At 35.2% G+C, this 20,931-nt stretch carries 24 protein-coding genes; 15 read left to right on the top strand and 9 right to left on the bottom strand.

Annotation, left to right across the window (positions count from 1 at the left end; genetic code table 11):
* Nucleotides 1-40 precede the first annotated feature (40 nt).
* Nucleotides 41-727, top strand: a complete 687-nt coding sequence (locus G9C87_RS08785; protein WP_172280201.1) for a hypothetical protein — start codon at nt 41-43, stop codon at nt 725-727.
* 61 nt (nt 728-788) lie between these two features.
* On the opposite strand, the gene G9C87_RS08780 is transcribed toward G9C87_RS08785, so the two are convergent.
* Together G9C87_RS08780 and G9C87_RS08775 are read right to left on the bottom strand one after the other, a co-directional pair.
* The gene (locus G9C87_RS08780; RefSeq protein WP_172280199.1) at nt 789-1,373 is read right to left on the bottom strand and encodes a DUF3109 family protein; all 585 of its coding nucleotides are present in this window, start codon (nt 1,371-1,373) and stop codon (nt 789-791) included.
* A gap of 7 nt (nt 1,374-1,380) precedes the next feature.
* On the bottom strand, nt 1,381-2,286 hold the full coding sequence (locus tag G9C87_RS08775; RefSeq protein ID WP_172280198.1) for a DUF6427 family protein: 906 nt from the start codon (nt 2,284-2,286) through the stop codon (nt 1,381-1,383).
* Between the two features lie 42 nt (nt 2,287-2,328).
* On the opposite strand from G9C87_RS08775, the gene G9C87_RS08770 reads away from it, so the two are divergent.
* Nucleotides 2,329-2,562 carry a DUF6341 family protein gene (locus tag G9C87_RS08770; protein ID WP_172280196.1) on the top strand — a complete coding sequence of 78 codons (234 nt, stop codon included), beginning with the start codon at nt 2,329-2,331 and terminating at the stop codon, nt 2,560-2,562.
* Between the two features lie 78 nt (nt 2,563-2,640).
* Here the strand turns inward: G9C87_RS08770 and G9C87_RS08765 are convergent, their stop codons facing one another.
* The 5 genes from G9C87_RS08765 to G9C87_RS08745 all read right to left on the bottom strand — a co-directional run bounded on the left by G9C87_RS08765 (nt 2,641) and on the right by G9C87_RS08745 (nt 5,752).
* Complete coding sequence (locus tag G9C87_RS08765; RefSeq protein ID WP_172280194.1) at nt 2,641-3,078, bottom strand: universal stress protein; 438 nt, start codon at nt 3,076-3,078, stop codon at nt 2,641-2,643.
* A 59-nt stretch (nt 3,079-3,137) separates the two neighbouring features.
* Nucleotides 3,138-3,743 carry a fumarylacetoacetate hydrolase family protein gene (locus G9C87_RS08760; RefSeq protein ID WP_172280191.1) on the bottom strand — a complete coding sequence of 202 codons (606 nt, stop codon included), beginning with the start codon at nt 3,741-3,743 and terminating at the stop codon, nt 3,138-3,140.
* A gap of 69 nt (nt 3,744-3,812) precedes the next feature.
* Complete coding sequence (locus G9C87_RS08755; protein WP_172280189.1) at nt 3,813-4,211, bottom strand: hypothetical protein; 399 nt, start codon at nt 4,209-4,211, stop codon at nt 3,813-3,815.
* 2 nt (nt 4,212-4,213) lie between these two features.
* A complete protein-coding gene (locus G9C87_RS08750; protein WP_172280187.1) occupies nt 4,214-4,978 on the bottom strand; it encodes a 3'-5' exonuclease in 765 nt (254 codons plus the stop codon).
* 75 nt (nt 4,979-5,053) lie between these two features.
* On the bottom strand, nt 5,054-5,752 hold the full coding sequence (locus G9C87_RS08745) for a CDP-alcohol phosphatidyltransferase family protein (protein ID WP_172280185.1): 699 nt from the start codon (nt 5,750-5,752) through the stop codon (nt 5,054-5,056).
* 89 nt (nt 5,753-5,841) lie between these two features.
* Here G9C87_RS08745 and G9C87_RS08740 point away from each other — a divergent pair, with 89 nt between their 5' ends.
* From G9C87_RS08740 to G9C87_RS08700, 9 genes are all read left to right on the top strand, one after another.
* Nucleotides 5,842-7,770: an LTA synthase family protein gene (locus G9C87_RS08740; protein ID WP_172280183.1), complete on the top strand. Its 1,929-nt coding sequence runs from the start codon at nt 5,842-5,844 to the stop codon at nt 7,768-7,770.
* A 144-nt stretch (nt 7,771-7,914) separates the two neighbouring features.
* On the top strand, nt 7,915-8,334 hold the full coding sequence (locus tag G9C87_RS08735) for a DUF2147 domain-containing protein (protein WP_172280181.1): 420 nt from the start codon (nt 7,915-7,917) through the stop codon (nt 8,332-8,334).
* A 110-nt stretch (nt 8,335-8,444) separates the two neighbouring features.
* On the top strand, nt 8,445-9,428 hold the full coding sequence (locus tag G9C87_RS08730) for a pyruvate dehydrogenase complex E1 component subunit beta (protein WP_172280179.1): 984 nt from the start codon (nt 8,445-8,447) through the stop codon (nt 9,426-9,428).
* 103 nt (nt 9,429-9,531) lie between these two features.
* Nucleotides 9,532-11,523, top strand: coding sequence for a KUP/HAK/KT family potassium transporter (locus G9C87_RS08725; RefSeq protein ID WP_172280177.1), 1,992 nt, complete (start codon nt 9,532-9,534; stop codon nt 11,521-11,523).
* Between the two features lie 65 nt (nt 11,524-11,588).
* Nucleotides 11,589-12,062 (top strand): Fur family transcriptional regulator, encoded by a 474-nt coding sequence (locus G9C87_RS08720; protein ID WP_089027587.1) that lies wholly within the window; start codon nt 11,589-11,591, stop codon nt 12,060-12,062.
* Nucleotides 12,063-12,065: 3 nt separating this feature from the next.
* Entirely contained in the window at nt 12,066-13,811 is a 1,746-nt protein-coding gene (locus tag G9C87_RS08715; protein WP_172280175.1) for an OstA-like protein, read from the top strand.
* A gap of 106 nt (nt 13,812-13,917) precedes the next feature.
* Nucleotides 13,918-15,099: an aspartate aminotransferase family protein gene (locus tag G9C87_RS08710; protein ID WP_410499088.1), complete on the top strand. Its 1,182-nt coding sequence runs from the start codon at nt 13,918-13,920 to the stop codon at nt 15,097-15,099.
* A 189-nt stretch (nt 15,100-15,288) separates the two neighbouring features.
* The gene (locus G9C87_RS08705) at nt 15,289-15,675 is read left to right on the top strand and encodes an START-like domain-containing protein (RefSeq protein WP_172280173.1); all 387 of its coding nucleotides are present in this window, start codon (nt 15,289-15,291) and stop codon (nt 15,673-15,675) included.
* A 73-nt stretch (nt 15,676-15,748) separates the two neighbouring features.
* Nucleotides 15,749-16,558, top strand: coding sequence for an aminotransferase class IV (locus G9C87_RS08700; RefSeq protein ID WP_172280171.1), 810 nt, complete (start codon nt 15,749-15,751; stop codon nt 16,556-16,558).
* 327 nt (nt 16,559-16,885) lie between these two features.
* Here the strand turns inward: G9C87_RS08700 and G9C87_RS08695 are convergent, their stop codons facing one another.
* Nucleotides 16,886-17,434 (bottom strand): YqgE/AlgH family protein, encoded by a 549-nt coding sequence (locus G9C87_RS08695; protein ID WP_172280169.1) that lies wholly within the window; start codon nt 17,432-17,434, stop codon nt 16,886-16,888.
* A 24-nt stretch (nt 17,435-17,458) separates the two neighbouring features.
* On the opposite strand from G9C87_RS08695, the gene pdxH reads away from it, so the two are divergent.
* Entirely contained in the window at nt 17,459-18,100 is a 642-nt protein-coding gene (gene pdxH / locus G9C87_RS08690) for a pyridoxamine 5'-phosphate oxidase (protein ID WP_172280167.1), read from the top strand.
* Nucleotides 18,101-18,173: 73 nt separating this feature from the next.
* Here the strand turns inward: pdxH and G9C87_RS08685 are convergent, their stop codons facing one another.
* Nucleotides 18,174-18,464, bottom strand: coding sequence for an HU family DNA-binding protein (locus G9C87_RS08685; RefSeq protein WP_034682524.1), 291 nt, complete (start codon nt 18,462-18,464; stop codon nt 18,174-18,176).
* Nucleotides 18,465-18,861: 397 nt separating this feature from the next.
* On the opposite strand from G9C87_RS08685, the gene panD reads away from it, so the two are divergent.
* The 3 genes from panD (at nt 18,862) to G9C87_RS08670 (ending at nt 20,930) form a co-directional block, all read left to right on the top strand.
* Nucleotides 18,862-19,212 carry an aspartate 1-decarboxylase gene (panD, locus tag G9C87_RS08680; protein WP_172280165.1) on the top strand — a complete coding sequence of 117 codons (351 nt, stop codon included), beginning with the start codon at nt 18,862-18,864 and terminating at the stop codon, nt 19,210-19,212.
* 3 nt (nt 19,213-19,215) lie between these two features.
* On the top strand, nt 19,216-20,244 hold the full coding sequence (locus G9C87_RS08675) for a lysylphosphatidylglycerol synthase transmembrane domain-containing protein (RefSeq protein WP_172280163.1): 1,029 nt from the start codon (nt 19,216-19,218) through the stop codon (nt 20,242-20,244).
* Nucleotides 20,245-20,354: 110 nt separating this feature from the next.
* Nucleotides 20,355-20,930 (top strand): TerD family protein, encoded by a 576-nt coding sequence (locus G9C87_RS08670; RefSeq protein WP_172280161.1) that lies wholly within the window; start codon nt 20,355-20,357, stop codon nt 20,928-20,930.
* Nucleotide 20,931: the final 1 nt, after the last annotated feature.

Raw genomic sequence — 20,931 nt, 5'->3', positions numbered from 1 at the left:
ATCGGGCAATATTCCTATATTTACGTAATAAATAAATTATATGAAAAAGATAATCATTCCGTTTTTCTGTGCAGTGCTTTTTTCCACTTCAGTAGCAGCACAGCAAAAAACAACCGCTGCTAAAACAGAAGCAGTAAAATCGAAACTGACACCTAAAGAAGTAATAGATAATTATCTTAAAGCTTTGGGGGGAAGAGATAAATTAGAAGCTATAAAAACAACCGTTATAGAAAATACCGTTACTGTACAAGGGATGGAAATTGCTATGACGACTAAAAAAATGGGAAATAAATTCAAGTCCGTACAAAGCGTAATGGGGCAACAAATGACTCAGGTTTTCGATGGCGAAAAAGGAACTTTTGACCAGATGGGACAAAAAATGGATATTCCTGCAGATAAAATTGCTGACCTTAAAAAGAGCAAAACAGTTGATGCATTGGGATATGATCCTGCTTCTTTCCAATCCGTAAATGTAGAGAAGATAGATGGCAAAGATTATAATGTGCTAACTTCAGATAAAGGAAAATACTTCTTTGATGCAACTACAGGATTGTTATACAAGTCCGAATCAAAAGAAGGTACAGCGATTGTAAAAGATTACATGACTGTAGACGGATTGAAGTTCCCTGGAGAAGTAGATGCTGAAGGAAATGGACAGAAGGTAGTTATCAAAACCACTAAAATTGTTCTGAATTCCGGTGTTACTGACGCTGATTTTAAATTATAATAAGGTAAAACCTACAGCTTATAAAAAAATAAAAACCGCAAAATCTGCGGTTTTTATTTTTTTAATTTCCATATTCTTTTTTCCATTCTTCAGCAGCTTCACTTAGAACGGTATAGAATTCATCACCGTATTTCCTGATAAGGGGTGTTTTCAGGAATTTATAAACAGGAACCTGCAATTCTCTTCCCAATGTACATGCATCGCTGCACACAGACCATTCATGGTAATTTAAAGCAGTAAAAGAAGAGTATTCCGTAATTCGTATTGGATACAGATGACACGAAATCGGCTTTTGCCAGTCAATAGCACCGTCTTCATACGCTTTTTCAATTCCGCATTTTGTAATACCTTTTTCATCGAATGTTACATAGGCACACTCGCGGTCTTCTACCATGGGCGTTACATACATTCCGTCAGAGGGATCGGTTGTCCATGTTCCCTGTTCTTCAAGAGCTTTTACACCTTCTTTCGTCAGATAAGGTTTGATTTTATCAAAGATATTATCTAAAATTTCAAGCTCGTTTTTATCTAAAGGAGCTCCAACATCTCCCTCCACACAACATGCTCCCTTACATTTGGTAAGGTTGCAAACAAACTCCTCGGAAAATATTTCCTCGGAGATTAATTTATCGTCTATCTGAATCATAATCTTTTTAAAATAAATTAAAATACGTACCTATTTTAAAGGTAACCAAACTCAAAATAATCAGCCAAAGGCTGACTTCCTGCATCCAGTATTTGGGCAAAAAACGCATCATCCGGCTCAGTATGATACTGGAAGGAAATGCGAGGAGCAGTAAATATTCATAGCTCTTATTCATATACAGGATAATAGTAACCAGCTGAGCTAAAGAGAAAACCAATAGGAAGGTATATTTATATCTGCTTATCGGGCTTTTTTTGTTGTAATTTTTAAAGTGATCATATACCGCATAGATCAGCATTAATGCAACCGGGATTAAAGGGATAATTCCTCTGTAATCTGTAATCAGTTTCATCTTTCCAAATGGGAAATAATCAAGGTTCCAGGTGGTAAAGTCCATAAAGAACATGACAGAAAAATAACTGAACACGATCAGGATAATTCCAAGTAAAAATCTGAATATATTTAAACTTATTTTTTCAGAGGTTGCAATAACGTGTATAACTACAAAAACGGCCATTGGCCATGTTGTAGGTAAAAAAATAAAATTCAATGCAACGATGGCACCTACCAGGACATATGATTTTTTCCGGGTATCTTCATTAGCGCTCGTCAGAAGAAGCAAAAGAAAGGAATTGGTAAGTAATGATACGGCAATTCCGATATCAAGATTTCCCGGATAGAGCCCGAAAATGAAAAATGAATATAAAAATAAGGGGAGATGAGTCTGATGATTAAGTGCAATACTGTGAAAACAGAAATATCCCAAAGCAATTCCCAGAAATGTTATTCCGGCAACAATTGCTTCATAAGTATTGAAATTCAGGATGTTAAATATTATTACTATTAAAAGAAGAAAACCAATATAAACAGGAATTGAAAAAATATTGCTTTCTTTTGAAAGTAATTTAAACATTTTTTATAAATTTGTACAAAGTTAATTTAAAAAAGGAAAATAATGACGTCTTTCTTTCTATTCTTAAGCAAAGTTTTCAAATGGTCTTTCGGTTTTTTTGATTCCTTTGGAAATGTTTTAAACTGGATCCTATTTATTGTTTGCTGTGTGTTGTTCACCTATTGGTGTTACGTTCTGGTGGTTACACTGGGAGGTGATAAAGATAAAGACTACTATTCTCCAACAGAGGGAAAACACCCTTATTATGATCCAAGTATCTACAAAAAAGAAGGTTAATTAATTGGTTATATAGTAAAAAGCCGATCAAATAATTTATTTGATCGGCTTTTTTATAACGGTTAAAATTTACTTTTTTTATTCGTGAATAGGAAGTACCAAAACCGGAATTGTAGAGCTTTTCGTTAAACCTTTAGTCAGGCTGCCTACAAAAACATCATAAATTCCACTTCTTCCGTGAGAGCCCATTACGATATAGCTGGCATTTTTTGATTTAGCGTATTCCAGGATAATATCTTTGGCAATACCTTGTTTTAAAAGATGCTCGCATTCTACATCGTGAGAAATAATTCTCTGTTCAAGCCTATTCAGCTGTACCAGTTCTTCTCTGATCTCATTTTCTTCAACTTCAGGAAAATACTGAAATCCCATATCACCAATAGCAAATCCAATGTCTGTAGGTGCTACATGGATCAGATGAATCTTGCCATTTATCTCTTTGGCAAATTTGATCGCACCATCTACGAGTTGTTCTGTTTTATCCCCAAAATCCACGGGCAATATAATGTTTATCATAACCTTTAATTTTGTTAACTAAAGATAGTGAAAAAAATATGAAATACGCTGTTAAATACTTATAATATTCGGATATCCAGAATTTTTTCATCCTCAAGGAATGCTTCCAGAATATCATTTTCTTCAACTTTCCCAACTCCTTTTGGAGTTCCCGTAAAGATAAGGTCTCCCACTCTTAATGTGAAATACTGGGAAACGAATGCGATGATATCATCAAAACTGAATATCATATCCTTTGTGTTTCCGTCCTGTACCTTTTCTTTATTTTGCAGTAATGAAAAGCCTAAACTTTCCAGATTATAATTTTCTTTATTAAAGAAGTTTCCTACTACAGCCGAACCATCAAACCCCTTAGCTAATTCCCAAGGCAGGCCTTTTGATTTTAACTCTGTCTGCAGGTCCCTTGCTGTAAAATCTATTCCCAAACCTATTTCTTCATAATGTTTATGAGCGGAATCTTTTTGGATGTATTTTCCTCCTTTTGAGATTTTCAATACCACCTCAAGTTCATAGTGAATATCTTTAGAAAATTCGGGTAGGTAAAAATCATTACCCTTCAGGACAGCAGTATCAGGTTTGATAAAGATTACAGGTTTTTCAGGAATTTCATTTCCTAATTCTTTCGCATGCTCACTATAATTTCTTCCTATGCAGATAATTTTCATATGCTTATATTTTTTTATTGCATGGTATGAAATCATTGACGATGATACCTTGCAAAAATTATTTAATTGTTAATGGGTAAATTCATTCTCACAGTAATAGCAGATGAACTTATGACTTGTTAAGATAGAAACTCCGAAAAAACTTGTAGCACTATCATCTCTGTAAATATGATTGGAGCCACATTTTGGACATACAAAATCGAATTCGGGATTTTCGATGGTATGCTCCACTTCTAGAGCCATAGTCTCGTTTTCTTTGTAATCTTTCAAAATTTCTGTTGCTTTATCAAGGTCGTCTTCAAAAACCTGAAGCTGAATTCCTCCCACTGCCTGAGACAATAGCCAGTCCGACTGAATGAGCTGCTCATTAGCTATGAAGCTGTTGAGGCCTTTTTCTGCCAATATCTGTTTATCCCTATTGGCTTCAAGAGCCGTTTCGTAAAATTTAAAACGAACAAGTTTTGACATCCTTAGAATTTACTTGATAGTTGAATTTTTGTAAAGACCTTCTTTGTATACAAAGGAAAATCGGCGTTCTGTAACCAACCATAATATCCCAGGTCTTTCTGGAAAACTACTTTTACACATTGTCCTTTATATTTACCGAAGCTGAAAGTTTCCTCCATCTTCTCATTGAATCCGATAAACCCTGCTAAATCCGCATTCTTATTATGAAATGTAAATTCACTCAAAGCAGCAATTTCATTCGGCACGTCATCATATTTTCCTACCTGGGCATCTAATACCTCAAAGGTTGCCATAACGTCAGCCTCAGCGGAGTGTGCATTCTCCAATGTCTTACCACAATAAAACTGATAAGCGGCTCCAAGGTTTCTCGGTTCTTTCTTATGGAAGATGGTTTGAGCATCCACCAACTTGAATTTACTCAGGTCAAAATCAATTCCTGCGCGCAAAAGCTCTTCTGCAAGAAGAGGAACATCAAACCTGTTGGAGTTGAAACCTCCCAAATCTGAGCCTGAAATCATTTCCATTACCTTCGAAGCAATAGATTTAAAAGTAGGAGCGTCCTTAACGTCTTCGTCATAAATGCCGTGAATGTGGCTCGATTCCAAAGGAATTGGCATTTCAGGATTAATACGCCAGGTTTTACTTTCCCTGGATGCATCGGGATTTACTTTTAGAATACAGATTTCAACAATCCTGTCTTTTCCGATATTTGTTCCCGTTGTTTCAAGGTCGAAAATGCAAAGAGGTTTATATAGTTTTAAATTCATATTGAAGATTTATAAGTTGAGATAGTGAATTTTGAAGTAATAATATATCAATTTATTTTAGTCAAAATTCTGAATTTATGTAAGTTGTTTTTGAAATATAAGTGAAATTAAAATATAATAAAGTATAACCATTGGGATTCCTACTGTTCCAAATATGATCAGAATGGTGATGGAACCTACTAATAAAGCAAGCTTTGGATAATTGTCTTCCAGTTTCATGGATTTGAATTTCATGGCAATCATTTTAACAGGACTTACCAAAAGTAACGAAAAAACAATGGTAATGGCTATCATCAGATATAGATTGGAAAATATAAACTCATAGCTCTGAGTTTTTTTAAAGGCATAATACAAGCCAAAAATTAAAATAGTATTGGAAGGTGTATTTAAACCTTTAAAGTAATACTTCTGATCTTCATCCAGATTAAAAATTGCTAACCTCAGGCATGAAAATACAGTAAGTAAAAATCCTGAATAAACATACCATGGAATGTGAGAATAAGAATTGTCTGTGAGAGCAACAAACATGGTCAATCCCGGAATAAAACCAAAGCTTACCATATCCGCCAGTGAATCCAGCTGAACCCCCAGATTCGAATTAGCTTTTAAAGCACGGGCAACAAAGCCATCAAAAAAGTCTAAAACCAGCGAAAGGATAAGGCAAATAGCGGTTATTTTATAATCACCAAGGATAAGATGCACTGCCCCTATGCATCCGGAAAATAAATTTCCTAAGGTTAGGACGTTCGCAAGATTGTTTTTAATAAAATTCATAGTCACAAAATTACATTTTTTAAGAATTCTAGGTTAAAATATTACCCACTAAAAAATACATTAATCTGAAATTGATGTAAATTTGCCAAATGAAATTTTTTAAAGAATTTAGAAAACAGGAAGTTCTGGTATTGGTATACCGGATTTTTTTGGCATATGTTTTTTATCAGATTGCCAGATTTTTGTTCTGGTATTTTAATAAAGAGCTCATAAAGGTAGATTCGGTTTCAGACTATTTTAGTTTATCTTTTCATGGAATTGCCTTTGATACTACTGCAATTTTATATGTCAATTCTTTATTTATTTTGCTGAGTCTTATCCCTGTTATAATCAATACCAGAAAGGGATATCAAAAAATGTTATTTTGGCTTTACTTTATTACAAATGGAATTGCCTATGCCATGAACTTCGGTGATTTTGTTTATTATAAATTTGCCCAGACAAGATTAACGTCGGCTGCATTTCAGGTGGCCAAGCATGAAACTAATATCGGAAAAGTGTTTGGTGCTTCCATTGTTCAGAATCCTTTTGTTCTTATATGGTTTTTTGTTCTTATGGCACTGTGGGTTTTTCTTTACAAAAGGGTAAAGATCACGGAACAGAAGCCGGTAAGACTTATTCCTTATTTTATCCTTTCTGTCCTTTGTCTATGTGGAATTACAGTTTTGGTAGTAGGAGGGATCCGTGGAGACTTCAGACACAGCACAAGGCCTATTAATCTTGTGGACGCAAATCGTTTCGTGAAAATTCCATCTCAGGGGAATATGGTTTTGAACAGTACGTTTTCATTCTTCAGAACATTAGGAACCAATAATTTTAAAGAAGTTCACTTTGTAGACCAGAAGTTTATAGAAGATAATATCCAGCCTTATAAAATATACGACAGGCAGGTAACCAACCGTCCGAATATCGTAATATTTATTGTTGAATCCTTCAGCAGGGAATATTCCGGAGCTTTTAATAAGGATAAGAATATTAAAGATTATGTTTCTTACACCCCGTTTATTGATAGTTTAGCTGGTGAAAGTTTAATTTTTCCCAACACCTTTGCGAACGGAAGACAGTCTATCCATGGAATGAGCAGTGTGCTTGCCGGAATTCCGAGTCTTACGGATGCTTTTACAAGTTCACCATATTCCAATCAGAAAATACAATCTATTGTTTCTATTTGTAATGATCTGGGTTATGATACTTCATTTTATCATGGAGCACCCAATGGATCCATGGGATTCCTTGGCTTTGGAAATATTTTAGGCTTCAAACATTATTTTGGAAAGACCGAATATAATCATGATGCCGATTTTGACGGAATGTGGGCGATCTGGGATGAGCCGTTTTTGCAATACTTTGCTAAAAATGTTGGGAAAACGCAACCATTTATGGCTACTGTTTTTACCGCTTCTTCTCACCATCCTTTTAAAATTCCTGAAAAATACCAGGGGAAATTTAAAAAAGGTAAAAATCAAATGCATGAACCGATACAATATACTGATTATTCAATAAAAAAATATTTTGAAACGGCTAAAAAACAACCCTGGTATAATAATACTATTTTCGTGTTTACCGGAGATCATACCAATGAAATCTATTATCCGGAATATCAGAAAAGTATGAACCGTTTTGCCGTTCCGATTATTTTATATTCTCCCAATCCCGAATATCATTTGAAAGGAGTAAATACGGAAGAAGCACAGCAGATTGATATTTATCCAACACTGGCAGATCTGATCGGATATAATAAAAGGATAAGAAGCTGGGGAAGAAGTCTTGTAAGTGATAAAAAATACCCTGCTATCATAGCAAATTCTGATGGCGGTGTGGAACAATTTATTATTGGGAATTATATCTATCGTTTCGACGGAAAAAATGTAGTAGGCATCTATGATAAATCAGATCTGGGATTGGAGAAAAATCTGGCAGATCATTTGAATACACCGGAGACTGAAAAAGGAAAGGAGATTGCCAAAGCCTGGTATCAGGATTATATGGACAGGGTTATCAACCGTAAACTGAACTAAGAGGGTGTTTAATTTTTTAAATTGGTATGTGTCTTGTTATATATGCCTAGTATAATAAATGTTTTTGTTTGTTTAAAATTAATTTATATTTTTAGCGTTAAATAGATAACAAGAACAGTATATCAAAATTAAAATAACAAGTATATGAGAAAATTATTATTTACCCTGGCATTTTCTTTGGCAAGTATATTATCTTTTGCACAGATAGAAGGAAAATGGAAAACTATAGATGATGAGACCAAACAGGCAAAATCTATTGTAGAAATCTATAAAAAAACAGATGGGACTTATTATGGCAAGGTCTCGCAATTACTTATAAAGCCCGCTGATCCTAACTGTACCAATTGTAAAGATGACAGAAAAGGAAAACCTATTCTTGGACTGGAAATTATCAGGGGATTAAAAAAAGAAGGTGACGAATTTACCGGAGGAACTATTACAGATCCGAAGACTGGAAAAACTTATAAATGTACAATTACAAGATCCGGAGATCAGTTGAATGTAAGAGGATACATAGGTTTATCCCTGTTAGGAAGAACGCAGACTTGGCAAAAAGTAAACTAATCTGTTTTAAATAAAATTAATTAACGGCATTTCATTTAAATGAGATGCCGTTTTTATGATGTGTGTAATAAAAAAACACTATTTTTGTAGTCTAAATTTTTCAAAGAAATATGGCAGAATATACTTTTCGTGAGGTAATTGCACAGGCAATGAGTGAGGAAATGCGTAAAGACGAATCCATTTATTTAATGGGGGAGGAAGTTGCAGAATACAACGGTGCGTATAAGGCTTCAAAAGGAATGCTGGATGAATTTGGTCCTAAAAGAATAATCGATACACCGATCGCAGAACTTGGTTTTACCGGAATCTCCGTAGGTGCAGCGATGAATGGGAACAGACCCATTGTAGAATTTATGACATTCAATTTCTCTTTGGTAGGAATTGACCAGATTATCAATAATGCAGCAAAAATCCGTCAGATGAGTGGAGGACAGTGGAATTGTCCTATTGTTTTCCGTGGTCCTACTGCTTCTGCAGGACAATTGGGAGCTACACACTCTCAGGCTTTCGAAAGCTGGTATGCAAACTGTCCGGGATTGAAAGTGATCGTACCTTCTAATCCTTATGATGCAAAAGGATTATTGAAATCAGCAATCCAGGATAATGATCCGGTAATTTTCATGGAATCCGAGCAGATGTATGGAGATAAAATGGAGATTCCTGAAGAAGAATACTATCTACCAATCGGAAAGGCAGATATCAAGAAAGAAGGTAAGGATGTAACTCTTGTTTCTTTTGGTAAGATCATGAAAGTAGCGATTCAGGCTGCTGAAGATTTGGCTAAAGAAGGAATTTCTGTAGAGGTGATCGACCTTAGAACAATCCGTCCTTTGGATTATGATACTATTTTAAATTCTGTTAAGAAAACAAACAGACTGGTTATTTTGGAAGAAGCATGGCCGTTTGCGTCTATCTCTTCTGAAATTGCATATATGGTTCAGCAAAAAGCTTTCGATTATCTGGATGCACCAATCAAGAGAATTACGACTCCTGATGCTCCTGCTCCATATTCAGCAGCTTTATTTGCAGAATGGTTCCCTAAACTTGAAAAAGTGAAAGAGGAGATTAAAAATGCGTTGTATATTAAATCATAGAGAAAAACTTCCGAAAGGAAGTTTTTTCATTTATTATATTCATGAAGAATAATTCATGAGGTCATAAATTTAGTGTAGATTTGCGCTTTTAAAATTAGCTGATATGTCAGAAGTTACAGAGGGTGGTCATCATTTTGACCTAAAGAAACTTTCATTTGTAGGGGTTATTGTGTCCCTCGGAATTGTTTTTGGGGATATTGGGACGTCACCATTGTACGTAATGAAAGCAATTGTGAATGCCCGAAAAGATGGTGCGGCAATGCCATTCGATGAATATATTGAAGGTGCATTATCATGTATTATCTGGACATTGACCCTTCAAACTACTATAAAGTATGTAATTATTGCTCTAAGAGCAGATAATAAAGGAGAAGGGGGAATTCTTGCACTTTATTCACTAGTAAAGAAACTCAAGAAGAAATGGCTCTATGTGGTTGCCATTATAGGAGCGGCAACACTTGTTGCAGATAGTGTAATCACTCCTTCACTAACGGTTATGTCTGCTATTGAAGGTTTAAAAATATATAATCCCGAGACACCGGTAGTTCTCATTACCCTGGTCATCCTGTTTGTAGTTTTTGTGGTACAACAGTTTGGAACGGCTTCTATTGGGAAATTCTTTGGACCCGTTATGGTAACCTGGTTCCTGGCCTTAGGGGTTTTCGGATCAATCCACCTTTTTGATCACATTGAAATTATAAGAGCATTCAACCCGATATATGCCTACAATCTTATTACACACTCTCCAAGTGCTATTGTTATCATGGGAGCAGTGTTCCTTTGTACAACAGGAGCGGAGGCTTTGTACTCGGATTTGGGGCATTGTGGTGCTAAAAATATAAGAATCAGCTGGGTGTTTGTAAAATTAATGCTTATCCTGAACTATCTGGGACAAGGAGCATGGCTGCTGGATAATTATCATCAGGTATTCAGTGGAGTGAATCCATTCTTTGGAATTATGCCGCAATGGGCCGTTTTACCTGGGGTTATCCTTGCAACAGCCGCTGCAATTATCGCCAGTCAAGCCGTAATCACCGGATCATTTACTATGTTCTCGGAAGCCATGTCGGTTTCATTCTGGCCGAATCAGCACATTGAATATCCTTCGGGTATTAAAGGACAAATGTATATCCCGGGAGTAAACTGGGGATTAATGGTATTCTGTTTTGTTGTGGTTATATTTTTTCAAAAATCTGAAAGAATGGAAGCGGCTTATGGTCTGACGATTACCATTACCATGTTAATGACCACCATACTATTACTTTTCTGGTTAAGCAGAACACGGGTAAGCAAATTCTTTATCATAGGTTTCGGAGCAGTTTATCTTTTCCTTGAATCAGGATTTTTCTATGCCAATGTCATCAAATTTGTTGATGGAGGATGGCTAACAATGGTGTTAGGTGGATTTATTGCAGTATGTATGTATGCATGGTATAATGGCAGACTGATCAAGGCTAATTTTATACAATATGTAAAGATCGATAAATATGTGTCCATTATTAAGGATATGAAACTTGATGAGACCATTCCTAAATATGCTACCAATCTTGCTTACTTAAGCAGAGCAAAAAGAAATGATGAAGTAGAGTCAAAGATTATTTATTCCATCATCAAGAAACAGCCTAAACGGGCAGATCATTATTTTGTTTTAAGTATTGTAAATCAGGAAGATCCGTATACTTTTAAATATACGGTAGATGAAATATTACCGGGAACTGTATTTAAAGTGAATTTTCTTTTAGGATTTAAAGTAGACCGTAGAATCAATGATTATTTCGGTATGGTTCTGAAAGACCTTATGGCTGATGGAACTATTCCATCAAGAAGCAGTCATCCTTCTTTGAGAGCACATAATATACCTCCGGATCTTAAATATGTGATTATAGATAATACATATATCAACGATATACTTTTGACGGTAAAACAAAAAATCACGCTTAATATTTACAATTTTGTGAAGTATATCGGAAGTGACGATTTCAAGGCCTGGGGAGTCACTTCACACAATGTAGTGGTAGAATCTGCTCCGATTACAGAGGAGACATTATATGATAAAAAAATTGAACAGGCGGGATTTTTACGCCATAACTTCTAAGCACCACTTTATAAGCATACTATCTATTTAAATAAAAATTAATAAATTTGTAGATAATTATTTTAATGGATACTATACAAAAAGAAAAAAATATAGCTCTTATCAAAGATGTTTTGAGAAACTACCTTTTAGAAAAAGGTTTCCGAAACACACCTGAGAGATACACCATATTGGAAGAGATCTATAATATGGATCACCATTTCAATGTGGATGATCTCTATCTGTTGATGATGCAGAAGAAATATCATGTTTCTAAAGCAACAATTTACAATACAATTGAGATCTTCCTGGATGCAGGGCTAATTCGTAAACACCAATTTGGAGAAAAAACACTGACGTCTTCATCTTATGAGAAGTCTTATTTTGATAAGCAACACGATCACTTGGTGATCTACAAAAAAGATTCTGATAAGGAGATTGAGGAAATTATAGAGTTTTGTGATCCTAGGATTCAAGGGATCAAAGAAGCTATAGAAGATGCTTTTGGCGTAAAAATTGATTCTCATTCGCTGTATTTTTATGGCATTAAGAATGACTAATCAATGAGACTGATTCTTTTTCTGATACTCTTTGTTTCTACTTTTATATTTGCGCAAGATCAACAAAAACCTGCGCAAAGGGATCCTTATTTAAAAGCTCCTGTAAATAATAATACACCCAAGCAAATAAGACCTGAAGATAAAATTAAAATCATCCATGCGGATTTTGTAAAAAAAGATCCTGCAAAGTATGACGGAAACCAATATCTTGAGGGAAATGTAAAAATCGAAAATCAGGGTTCTATCCTTACGGCAGATGAAGTTGTGCTGTATAGCGAAGAAAACTTTGCGAAAGCGATTGGTAATACAAAGCTCCAGAACACAGATGGATCGGTAATTACTGCTGGGGAAATGGAATACGATGGGAATACCCAAAAGGGCGTTGCACGTAAGAACGTAGTCCTTACCGACCCAAAGCAAACCATCAGAACCGATATTCTTTATTACGATAAACTTTCAAATCTTGCCTATTTTAATACAGGAGGAACGATTTCTGACGGACAGAATGTAATGTATACAAAATCTGCGACCTATTTTCTGGATACGAAGATGATCGATTTTGTGGGCAATGTAAAAATTGATACTCCGGACTATGTTATCGAAGGTCCCAACATTAAACAGAACCAGAATACTAAAGTTGCTGAGTTCTTTGGTCCGACAACGATAACCAACAGGGCCAATCCGAAAAACTATATATACACCGAAAGAGGTACCTATAAAATGGGTTCTAAAGAATCCTACCTTAATAAAAATTCGAGGATACATTATAACGATAAAATTCTGACCGGAGATGATATGTATTTTAATCAGCTCACAGGGTTTGGTACAGCTACCGGAAATGTGACATTAGATGATCCTAAAGAAAAAAGATATGTGAAAGGAGGTTATGGAGAAATTTTTCAAAAGAAAGATTCTTCGATCATTACCAAAAATCCATATGCCGTAAAGATCCTTGAAAAGGATTCTATATATTTTGCAGCTGAAAAGATAATCTCTTATCAGAAACCTGATGAAACTGATGCTACAAAGAAAAAAAGTTTTTTGAGAGCATTTAGGAAAGGACGGTTTTATAAGTCTAATGCACAGGGAAGAGCAGATTCCATTGCATTTAACGAAACGGATGGTATTATGCATATGTATACTGCACCAATCTTATGGAGTGGAGAAAAGCAGGTGACAGGAGATAAAATCGAAGCTTATTTTAATACGGCAACCGAGGATCTTGACTCCTTGAAAGTAATAGGAAATGCATTTGCTATAAGTAAAGTTGATTCTTTGAACCTGAAAGATGAGTTCAACCAGGTAAAAGGAAAGCTCATGACCGTTTATTATGAAAAAAGCGAGGTCAAAGAAACCAAAGTTATAGGAAATGCACAGGCCATAAGTTATGCGGATGACTTTAACGAAAAGACTAAAGAGAATGAAAGAATAGGTATTACCCTTACCTCATGTGGAATTATTGATGCTATATTTGAAAGCAGAGTACTTCAGATTGTATCCTGTAATATCGGAGCAACATCCGATACATATCCTATGAGTAAGATAGAACCTGCCAGAAGGAAATTTCAGGACTTTAACTGGAATACAAAAGACAGAATCAGGAAATGGCAGGATATCCTCGTAGATACTCCTGGATATGAAGAGATAAAATACGAAGCCGACACTGAACTTTATGATGCGGCTAAAGAAGCTGTTGAAAAGGAAAAAGCTAAGGAAGAAGCTAAAAAACCTAAGAGAGTCAGAAAATGAGTTTCTGTAAAAAATAAAAGGCCTGCCAAAAAGCAGGCTTTTTTTGTGTAATGATAATTTCGGGATTTAATGAATGTTTTTTAGCTTTGCTAAAATTTTATTTAAAATGGAATTGCAAAAAGATTTTTTTTCATACCAGGCACAAACTACACAATTTGCAGCAGGTTTTGAAGTTGAAAAAGCAGAAGGAAGCTATATTTTTGGAACGGACGGAAAGAGATATCTTGATTTTGTAGCAGGAGTTTCTGCCAATACTTTGGGACATTCCCATCCTAAAATCGTTAATGCAATCAAAGAACAGGCGGAAAAGTACCTTCATGTAATGGTATATGGTGAATATGCGCAGGATAAACCTGTGGCATTATGTCGTTTGTTGGCAGAAGCTACTCCGGATCCGCTGGAAGTAACTTATCTTGTCAATAGTGGAGCTGAAGCTATAGATGGAAGTCTGAAGCTGGCCAAAAGATATACCGGAAGGGAAGAAATTATTTCCTTTAAAGATTCTTATCATGGAAATACCCATGGAGCATTAAGTGTTTCGGGAAATGAGTATCATAAGAGGGAATTTCGTCCTCTTTTACCGATGGTATCATTTATTGAATTCAATAATGAAGATGATCTGGATAAGATTACAGAGAAGACAGCCTGTGTAATCCTTGAAACGATACAGGGTGCGGCAGGATTTTTAGTTCCTCAGAACGATTATCTGAAGAAATTAAAAAAAAGATGTGAGGAGGTGGGGGCTCTCCTTATCCTGGATGAGATACAACCGGGGTTTGGAAGGACAGGTAAGCTGTTTTCATTTGAGCATTATGGAATTGTTCCGGATATCCTTGTTATGGGGAAAGGAATGGGAGGTGGAGTCCCTGTTGGGGCTTTTATGAGCTCTAAGGAAATAATGAATAGTTTGTCACATTCGCCGAAGTTGGGACATATCACCACATTCGGAGGGAATCCTCTTATAGCGGCATCCAGCTATGCAACATTAAAAGAAATACTGGAAAGTGGGCTAATGAATGAGGTGGACAGGAAAGAGGAACTATTCAGAGAATTACTGGTGCATCCCAAGATCAGTAATATAAACGGGAGAGGGTTGATGCTCGCTGTAAATTTAGGAAGCCCGGAATATACTTTAAAAGTTGCTCAGAAGTGTATGGAAAAAGGTCTTGTAGTGTTCTGGCAACTGTACAGGAATGAATATTTAAGAATTTCTCCACCGTTAACCATATCTCTTGAGGAAATAAAAGAGGGATGCCAGATTATCCTTGAAGTTTTAAACGAAAATTAGATATCAATCTCTTCTTTCAAAGAAGAGATTTTTTTATGCCAAGCACTGTAAATTTTGCTTTTAAAATCCTTCACGATAGTGTCAGAACAACTGTGACAAATATCATGCATATTGTATAAAAAAGTAAATACATTTTTGTGTAATAAAAAAATTAATTTATATATTGCGGGACGATAAAACAAAGATTATATGGCGAAACTTAAAGTCCATTACGAATTTCCAATGCATTGTCTTTCAGAGATTTTATATGAGTATCTGGCGACGGCAGAAGGATTATCTGAATGGTTTGCGGATGAGGTAGTAGAGAAAGGAGATGACTTCTTTTTTAGCTGGGGTGGAGGCCCTGCTGAAAAGGCGACTTTGATTAGATATAAGCCAGAAGGTTTCGTGCGTTTCAGATGGGAAGAAGATGAGGGAACAAAGAATTTCTTTGAAATGACCATCACGATTGATGATATTACTGAAGATTTGGCTTTAAATATCACAGATTTTTGTGAAGAAGGAGATGAAGAAGAAAATGCGATGTATTGGGAGAATCTTATAGAAAATCTAAGAATAAAACTAGGGGCTGCTTAATAGTGGGCTGTACAAAATGATAAAACTGATGAACGATTTATCGTTCATTATTTTTTTATAAATAAATCATACATTGGAAAATCAATATTTTACATCAGACGAATTGAATGTGAAGAACAGGGCATTTCTCCTGGGAGATGCTGTAAAGGTTTCTTTTTTTATTAGGAACTCTAAGCTCATTATGGACGAAGAGTGTTATTTCTTCCTAATGGCCTCAATGAGAAAAATGAGAATGAATATTCCTTTGACTTATACTCTTGAATTTTTTCAAACTCTTTTTCAAAAAGAGGTGATTGAAGGAAAGAATAGTAAAAATGCGATTATTAATTTTCAGGTTTTCAGAAATTCAGATGAACTTACTTTAGCAAAATCATCAATTTCCTATTTTTATGAAGTCGATGAAAAGGATGATATTCTGGCCATTCATCAAAGGCTTCTTGAGCTTGATCTTATCAAAGAAATTAATGTAAATAATAATCTTTTGAGTAATATCAGGGTTCATTGTCCGGAAAACATCTATGGAGGGATTTATGCTCAGGAAAACGATCTGGATGATGTGATTCTGCTTAATCCGAATAAGAGGATTGCGAGATCTACTTCTGGAAACCTTCTGTTTTTAGAAGGAAATATCATTAAAGTTCCAAAACATTCCGAAGGTGCATACATTTCTCCTTTACTGGAAAATTTTGTTACTTTTTTACATAAGAATAATCTTGCTGATATTCAGGAGCATGAAATTATTGCATTTGAATCTCAGAAAGCTGAAGAAATTTTAATGATTTCAGATGAGAAAGGCATATTTTCTGTAGGAAAGATAAGAAATAAGACTTTTGGAAATTCCCGATTCACCGAATTGGTGGAAAAATGGAAGGAAAGTTTTTAAAATTGACAAACCCGGTAAACAACAAAAGTTCCAAAGTCCTTTACCGGGTTTTATTCTGAATATATCAGAAATTGTATTTTTTTAAACCTGCTGAGATGTATCTGGCAGACTTATTTACAATATTATTTTTATTTATTGCCTCGCTTCACCTTAATAGGCTTAAGAGTTAAAAATACTTCCGGAAAGAAAAATAAAATGAGTTGTTTTAAGATTTTCATTTTCACGACTTTTTGGTTATTCAAATAACGGAAATTCTTTCTTAAAAATTGGTTAAAGCAAGCTTAAAATTTGTTAATATTTTCTCTCTAATTCCCAATATAAGTAGAATTAATTCAATGAAATATCTTCCGGGGAATTAGCCCAGAGTAGATATTCACCACCCAGATTTTGCATGATAGTTTTCCATAAGGTCTGGTCATTGGGTAATGTATAGTCCAGATTATAGATATCGACTACAGTCCACATTTTTCTTTGAACCTCACTATCCAGCTGATTGGCTGTCCATCCTGAATATCCGGAAAAGATCTTGACATCATCTATAAGGAGGTCTCCACTTAAAACGGAGCTAATGATGTTTTCAATATCCTCTGTCAGATAAAATCCATCAGCAATATCAGTATATAGTTCCGTTACTTTCTTGCCTTTTACAATAAAGAATATCTTATCATTTTCCACCGGTCCACCATCGTACACATCGATTTTAAAATCAAAGAAGTTCTTGAACTTGCCACTCACCTGATTGTTTTTCTTATTTAATATTAAACCAAATGCGCCGCTTTCGTTGTGTTCTACGATAAGGACTACTGATCTGGAAAAAATATCTCCGGAAATATCAGGTGTGGAAATTAATATTTTACCTTTGTATGAGTAATGCATACTCAAATTTAATAAAAAATATTTATGGAAAACCTTCACGATAAGAGAAAAATCTATGAGAAATCCCAACTTATTGAAAGTGAGATAAAACAAAATCCGATTGAGCAATTCAGGGATTGGTTTCTTACAGCGTCAGAGAATCCAGATGTTTCCGAAGCAAATGCAATGGCTATATCAACTGTAGAGGAAGATGGATGCCCAAGGACGAGAATGGTTCTTTTAAAGGCATATACGTATGAAGGGTTTATTTTTTACACCAATTATTCAAGCAAGAAAGGAAAGGCAATTGAAAAAAATCATAAGGCCTGTCTCCATTTTTTCTGGCCAACACTTGAAAGGCAGATCATCATAAAAGCCAATTTGGAACGGGTAGCGGAGAATCTGAGTGATGGCTATTTTCATTCCAGACCAAAAGGCAGCCAGCTGGGTGCAGTAGTGTCGCCTCAAAGCCAGATTATTCCCAACAGGGAGTTTCTGGAAGAGAAATTAAAAGAGCTGGAGAAGCAATATGAAACGGATGAAGTTCCAAGACCCGAGAATTGGGGTGGCTATATCGCAAAACCTTATGAGATAGAATTCTGGCAGGGTAGACCCAATAGATTACATGACAGGATTATCTATCAGCTTGAAGGTCTCGACTGGAAAATTTCCCGTTTAGCGCCTTAATCCCTTTATCAAACTGAATAAACATAAAAAAACCTCATCAAAAGATGAGGTTTGCATTTTCTAATCTGAATGATTATTTTTTCTTAGCTCCAGAAACTGCTGTAGATAGATCAGCTCCAGCTTTGAATTTAGCAACTTTTTTAGCAGCAATTTTGATTGGTTTTTTAGTTGCAGGGTTGATACCTTGTCTAGCAGCTCTCTCAGCTACTGAGAAAGTACCGAATCCTACTAAAGAAACTTTTCCGTCTTTTTTCTTTAAAGTAGTAGTTACGTTAGAAATAAAAGATTCAAGAGCAGACTTTGCTGCAACTTTTGTAATTCCTGCATCTTTTGCGATTGCGTCGATTAATTCAGACTTGTTCATAATTTTTAATATTAAAGTTGGTTCGTAATTATAGCAAATATAATACTATTTTCTAATTGTGCAATTTTTTTATTAAATTTTGTGTTATTTTTTTGATTTTGGCGAAAAAACATCAAAATATCATAATTCGGTTTTTCACCAAAAATCTACGTTACCCGTTACTAAAATCATGCCAAATGCTTATGTGTATTGACTTTAGCTAAATCGGAATATTATTTTTTGTATTTATTAAATCTTGAATTTGTATTAAGTATTAATGTATTTGGTGATATGATTGTAGATTTAGTAAGTAAAATCCAAATATTTTAATTTAAAAAAAAATAAATACCTGTGTATCTGATGCTTTTAAAATGGTTATAAACTTCAATTTATAAATTTTTATTAATAAATTTGCAGCATGTTAATAGAAGTTTTCAAGTCAAAGATTCACAGGGTACGGGTTACTGCCTCAGACCTTAATTATATCGGGAGTATAACGATTGACGAAGATCTTATCGAAGCTGCCGGATTGGTGGTAGGTGAGAGAGTTTATATCGTAAACGTAAACAATGGAGAGCGTTTCGATACATACATTATAAAAGGTAAGAGAAAATCCGGAGAGGTATGCTTAAACGGGCCTGCTGCAAGAAAAGTTCAGAAGGATGATATCATCATTATTATAGCTTATGCACAAATGACGCCGGAGGAGGCAAAAAGTTTCCAGCCAAAGATCGTTTTCCCGGATGAAAAGACAAACCTTCTTACCTGATTCATGGAGAAAAAACAAACGAATCCCATAAAGTCAATAATTACAGTCGTAATTTCGCTTGCTTTTGCAGGCTTTTTTTTATGGCTTGCTTTAAAGGGACTTGATTTTAAGGTGATTCAGAAATCATTGGCAAAAGCAAACTACCTGTGGGTTTTATTTGCTTCTGTTTTTGGGATTTTAGCTTACTGGTTTCGGGCTGTTCGCTGGAATCTTTTATTAGAGCCAATGGGGCATCAGATCTCTAACTCCAATTCATTGTGGTCTATTTCATTTGGCTACCTGATGAATCTTACCATTCCCAGAAGTGGAGAAGTAGCAAGGGCTACGGCATTGTATGGAGTGGAAGGAGTTCCGGTAGATAAATCTTTTGGAACGATTATTTTGGAAAGAGTAGTGGATCTTATTTGTATGTTGGGATTCTTGGGATTAACCTTAATCTTTAAATACAAGGCCATTCTTTCTTTTTACGAAAACTCAGGAATAGATATCAACCCAAATAAAATTTTAATCGTTCTTTTAATTCTTGCAGTAGGAACAATACTTTTTTTTGTTCTCAAAAAGAAGCTTGCAACAATTCCTCTTTTAGGAAAGATTATTGGCTTTATAGATGGAATCTTCCAGGGGATCACTTCGATTTTCAGGCTGAAACAGAAAGGAAAGTTTATTTTGTATACGCTGGGAATCTGGATATCCTATTATTTTGCAGCCTATCTTGTATGTTTTGCACTTCCGGAAACTTCAAACTTCACCATTGCTGACGGTTTCTTTATTATTGTAGTAGGAACATTGGGAATGATCATTCCTGCCAGTGGAGGTATCGGAGCCTTCAACCTGGCTATGAAATTCGGATTTATGGCATTATTTATATCCATGGGAAAAAGTGCGGAATTAGGAGGTGAAATGGGACTTACCTATTCTTTTATTTCCTTACCTCTGCAAATTGTAATTATGTTGGTTATGGGATTGATTTCTATTCCAATGCTGGCGAAAGCAAGAAATAGCAGAGTCAGTCACAATAATTTTGAAAGTTAAATATCCATTCTGATATACAATACAGCCCGGTCAATTAGATCGGGCTTTTTCTATTAAAATATTTGGATATTCGGGAAATCAAATTTATCTTAGATATTTAAGATTTTATTATGGCAATTAACCTACAGAAAGGACAAAGAATAGATATAGGATTAACAAAACTAACGATTGGATTGGGATGGGATCCTAACGATGGAAGAGGATATGATTTTGATCTCGATGCTTCTGCAATTATGATCGATGCAGAAAGAAAACTTGTAAGTGAAGATTATTTTGTTTTTTATAACAATCTAAGCTCTCCGGATGGCGCATTGACTCATACGGGTGATGATCCGAGTGGAAAGAACAGTGACGGGGATGATGATGAATCTATTATTATCGATTTGGAAAAAGTTGATGGAAGAGTAGAAGAAATACTCTTTGTGGTTACCATTGAAGATTTTGAAAGAAGAAAACAAAATTTTGGTCAGGTAAGAAATTCATATATCAGGATTATTGATAATAATAGCAACCAGGAAATCGCCAAATATGAACTGGATGAGGATTTTTCTATAGAAACGGGAATCGAGTTCGGCAGGTTATACAAGAGGAATGGAAGCTGGAAATTTGAGGCTTCCGGAATTGGTTACAGGGCAGACCTTTCTTTCTTCCTTGAAAAATATTATAAAGGGCAAATCATTAAATAAC

Source organism: Chryseobacterium sp. LAM-KRS1 (genome assembly GCF_013184525.1).
GTDB lineage: Bacteria > Bacteroidota > Bacteroidia > Flavobacteriales > Weeksellaceae > Chryseobacterium > Chryseobacterium proteolyticum.
The sequence above is the reverse complement of the archived record's forward strand: the minus strand, read 5'-3'. Positions and strand labels throughout refer to the sequence as shown.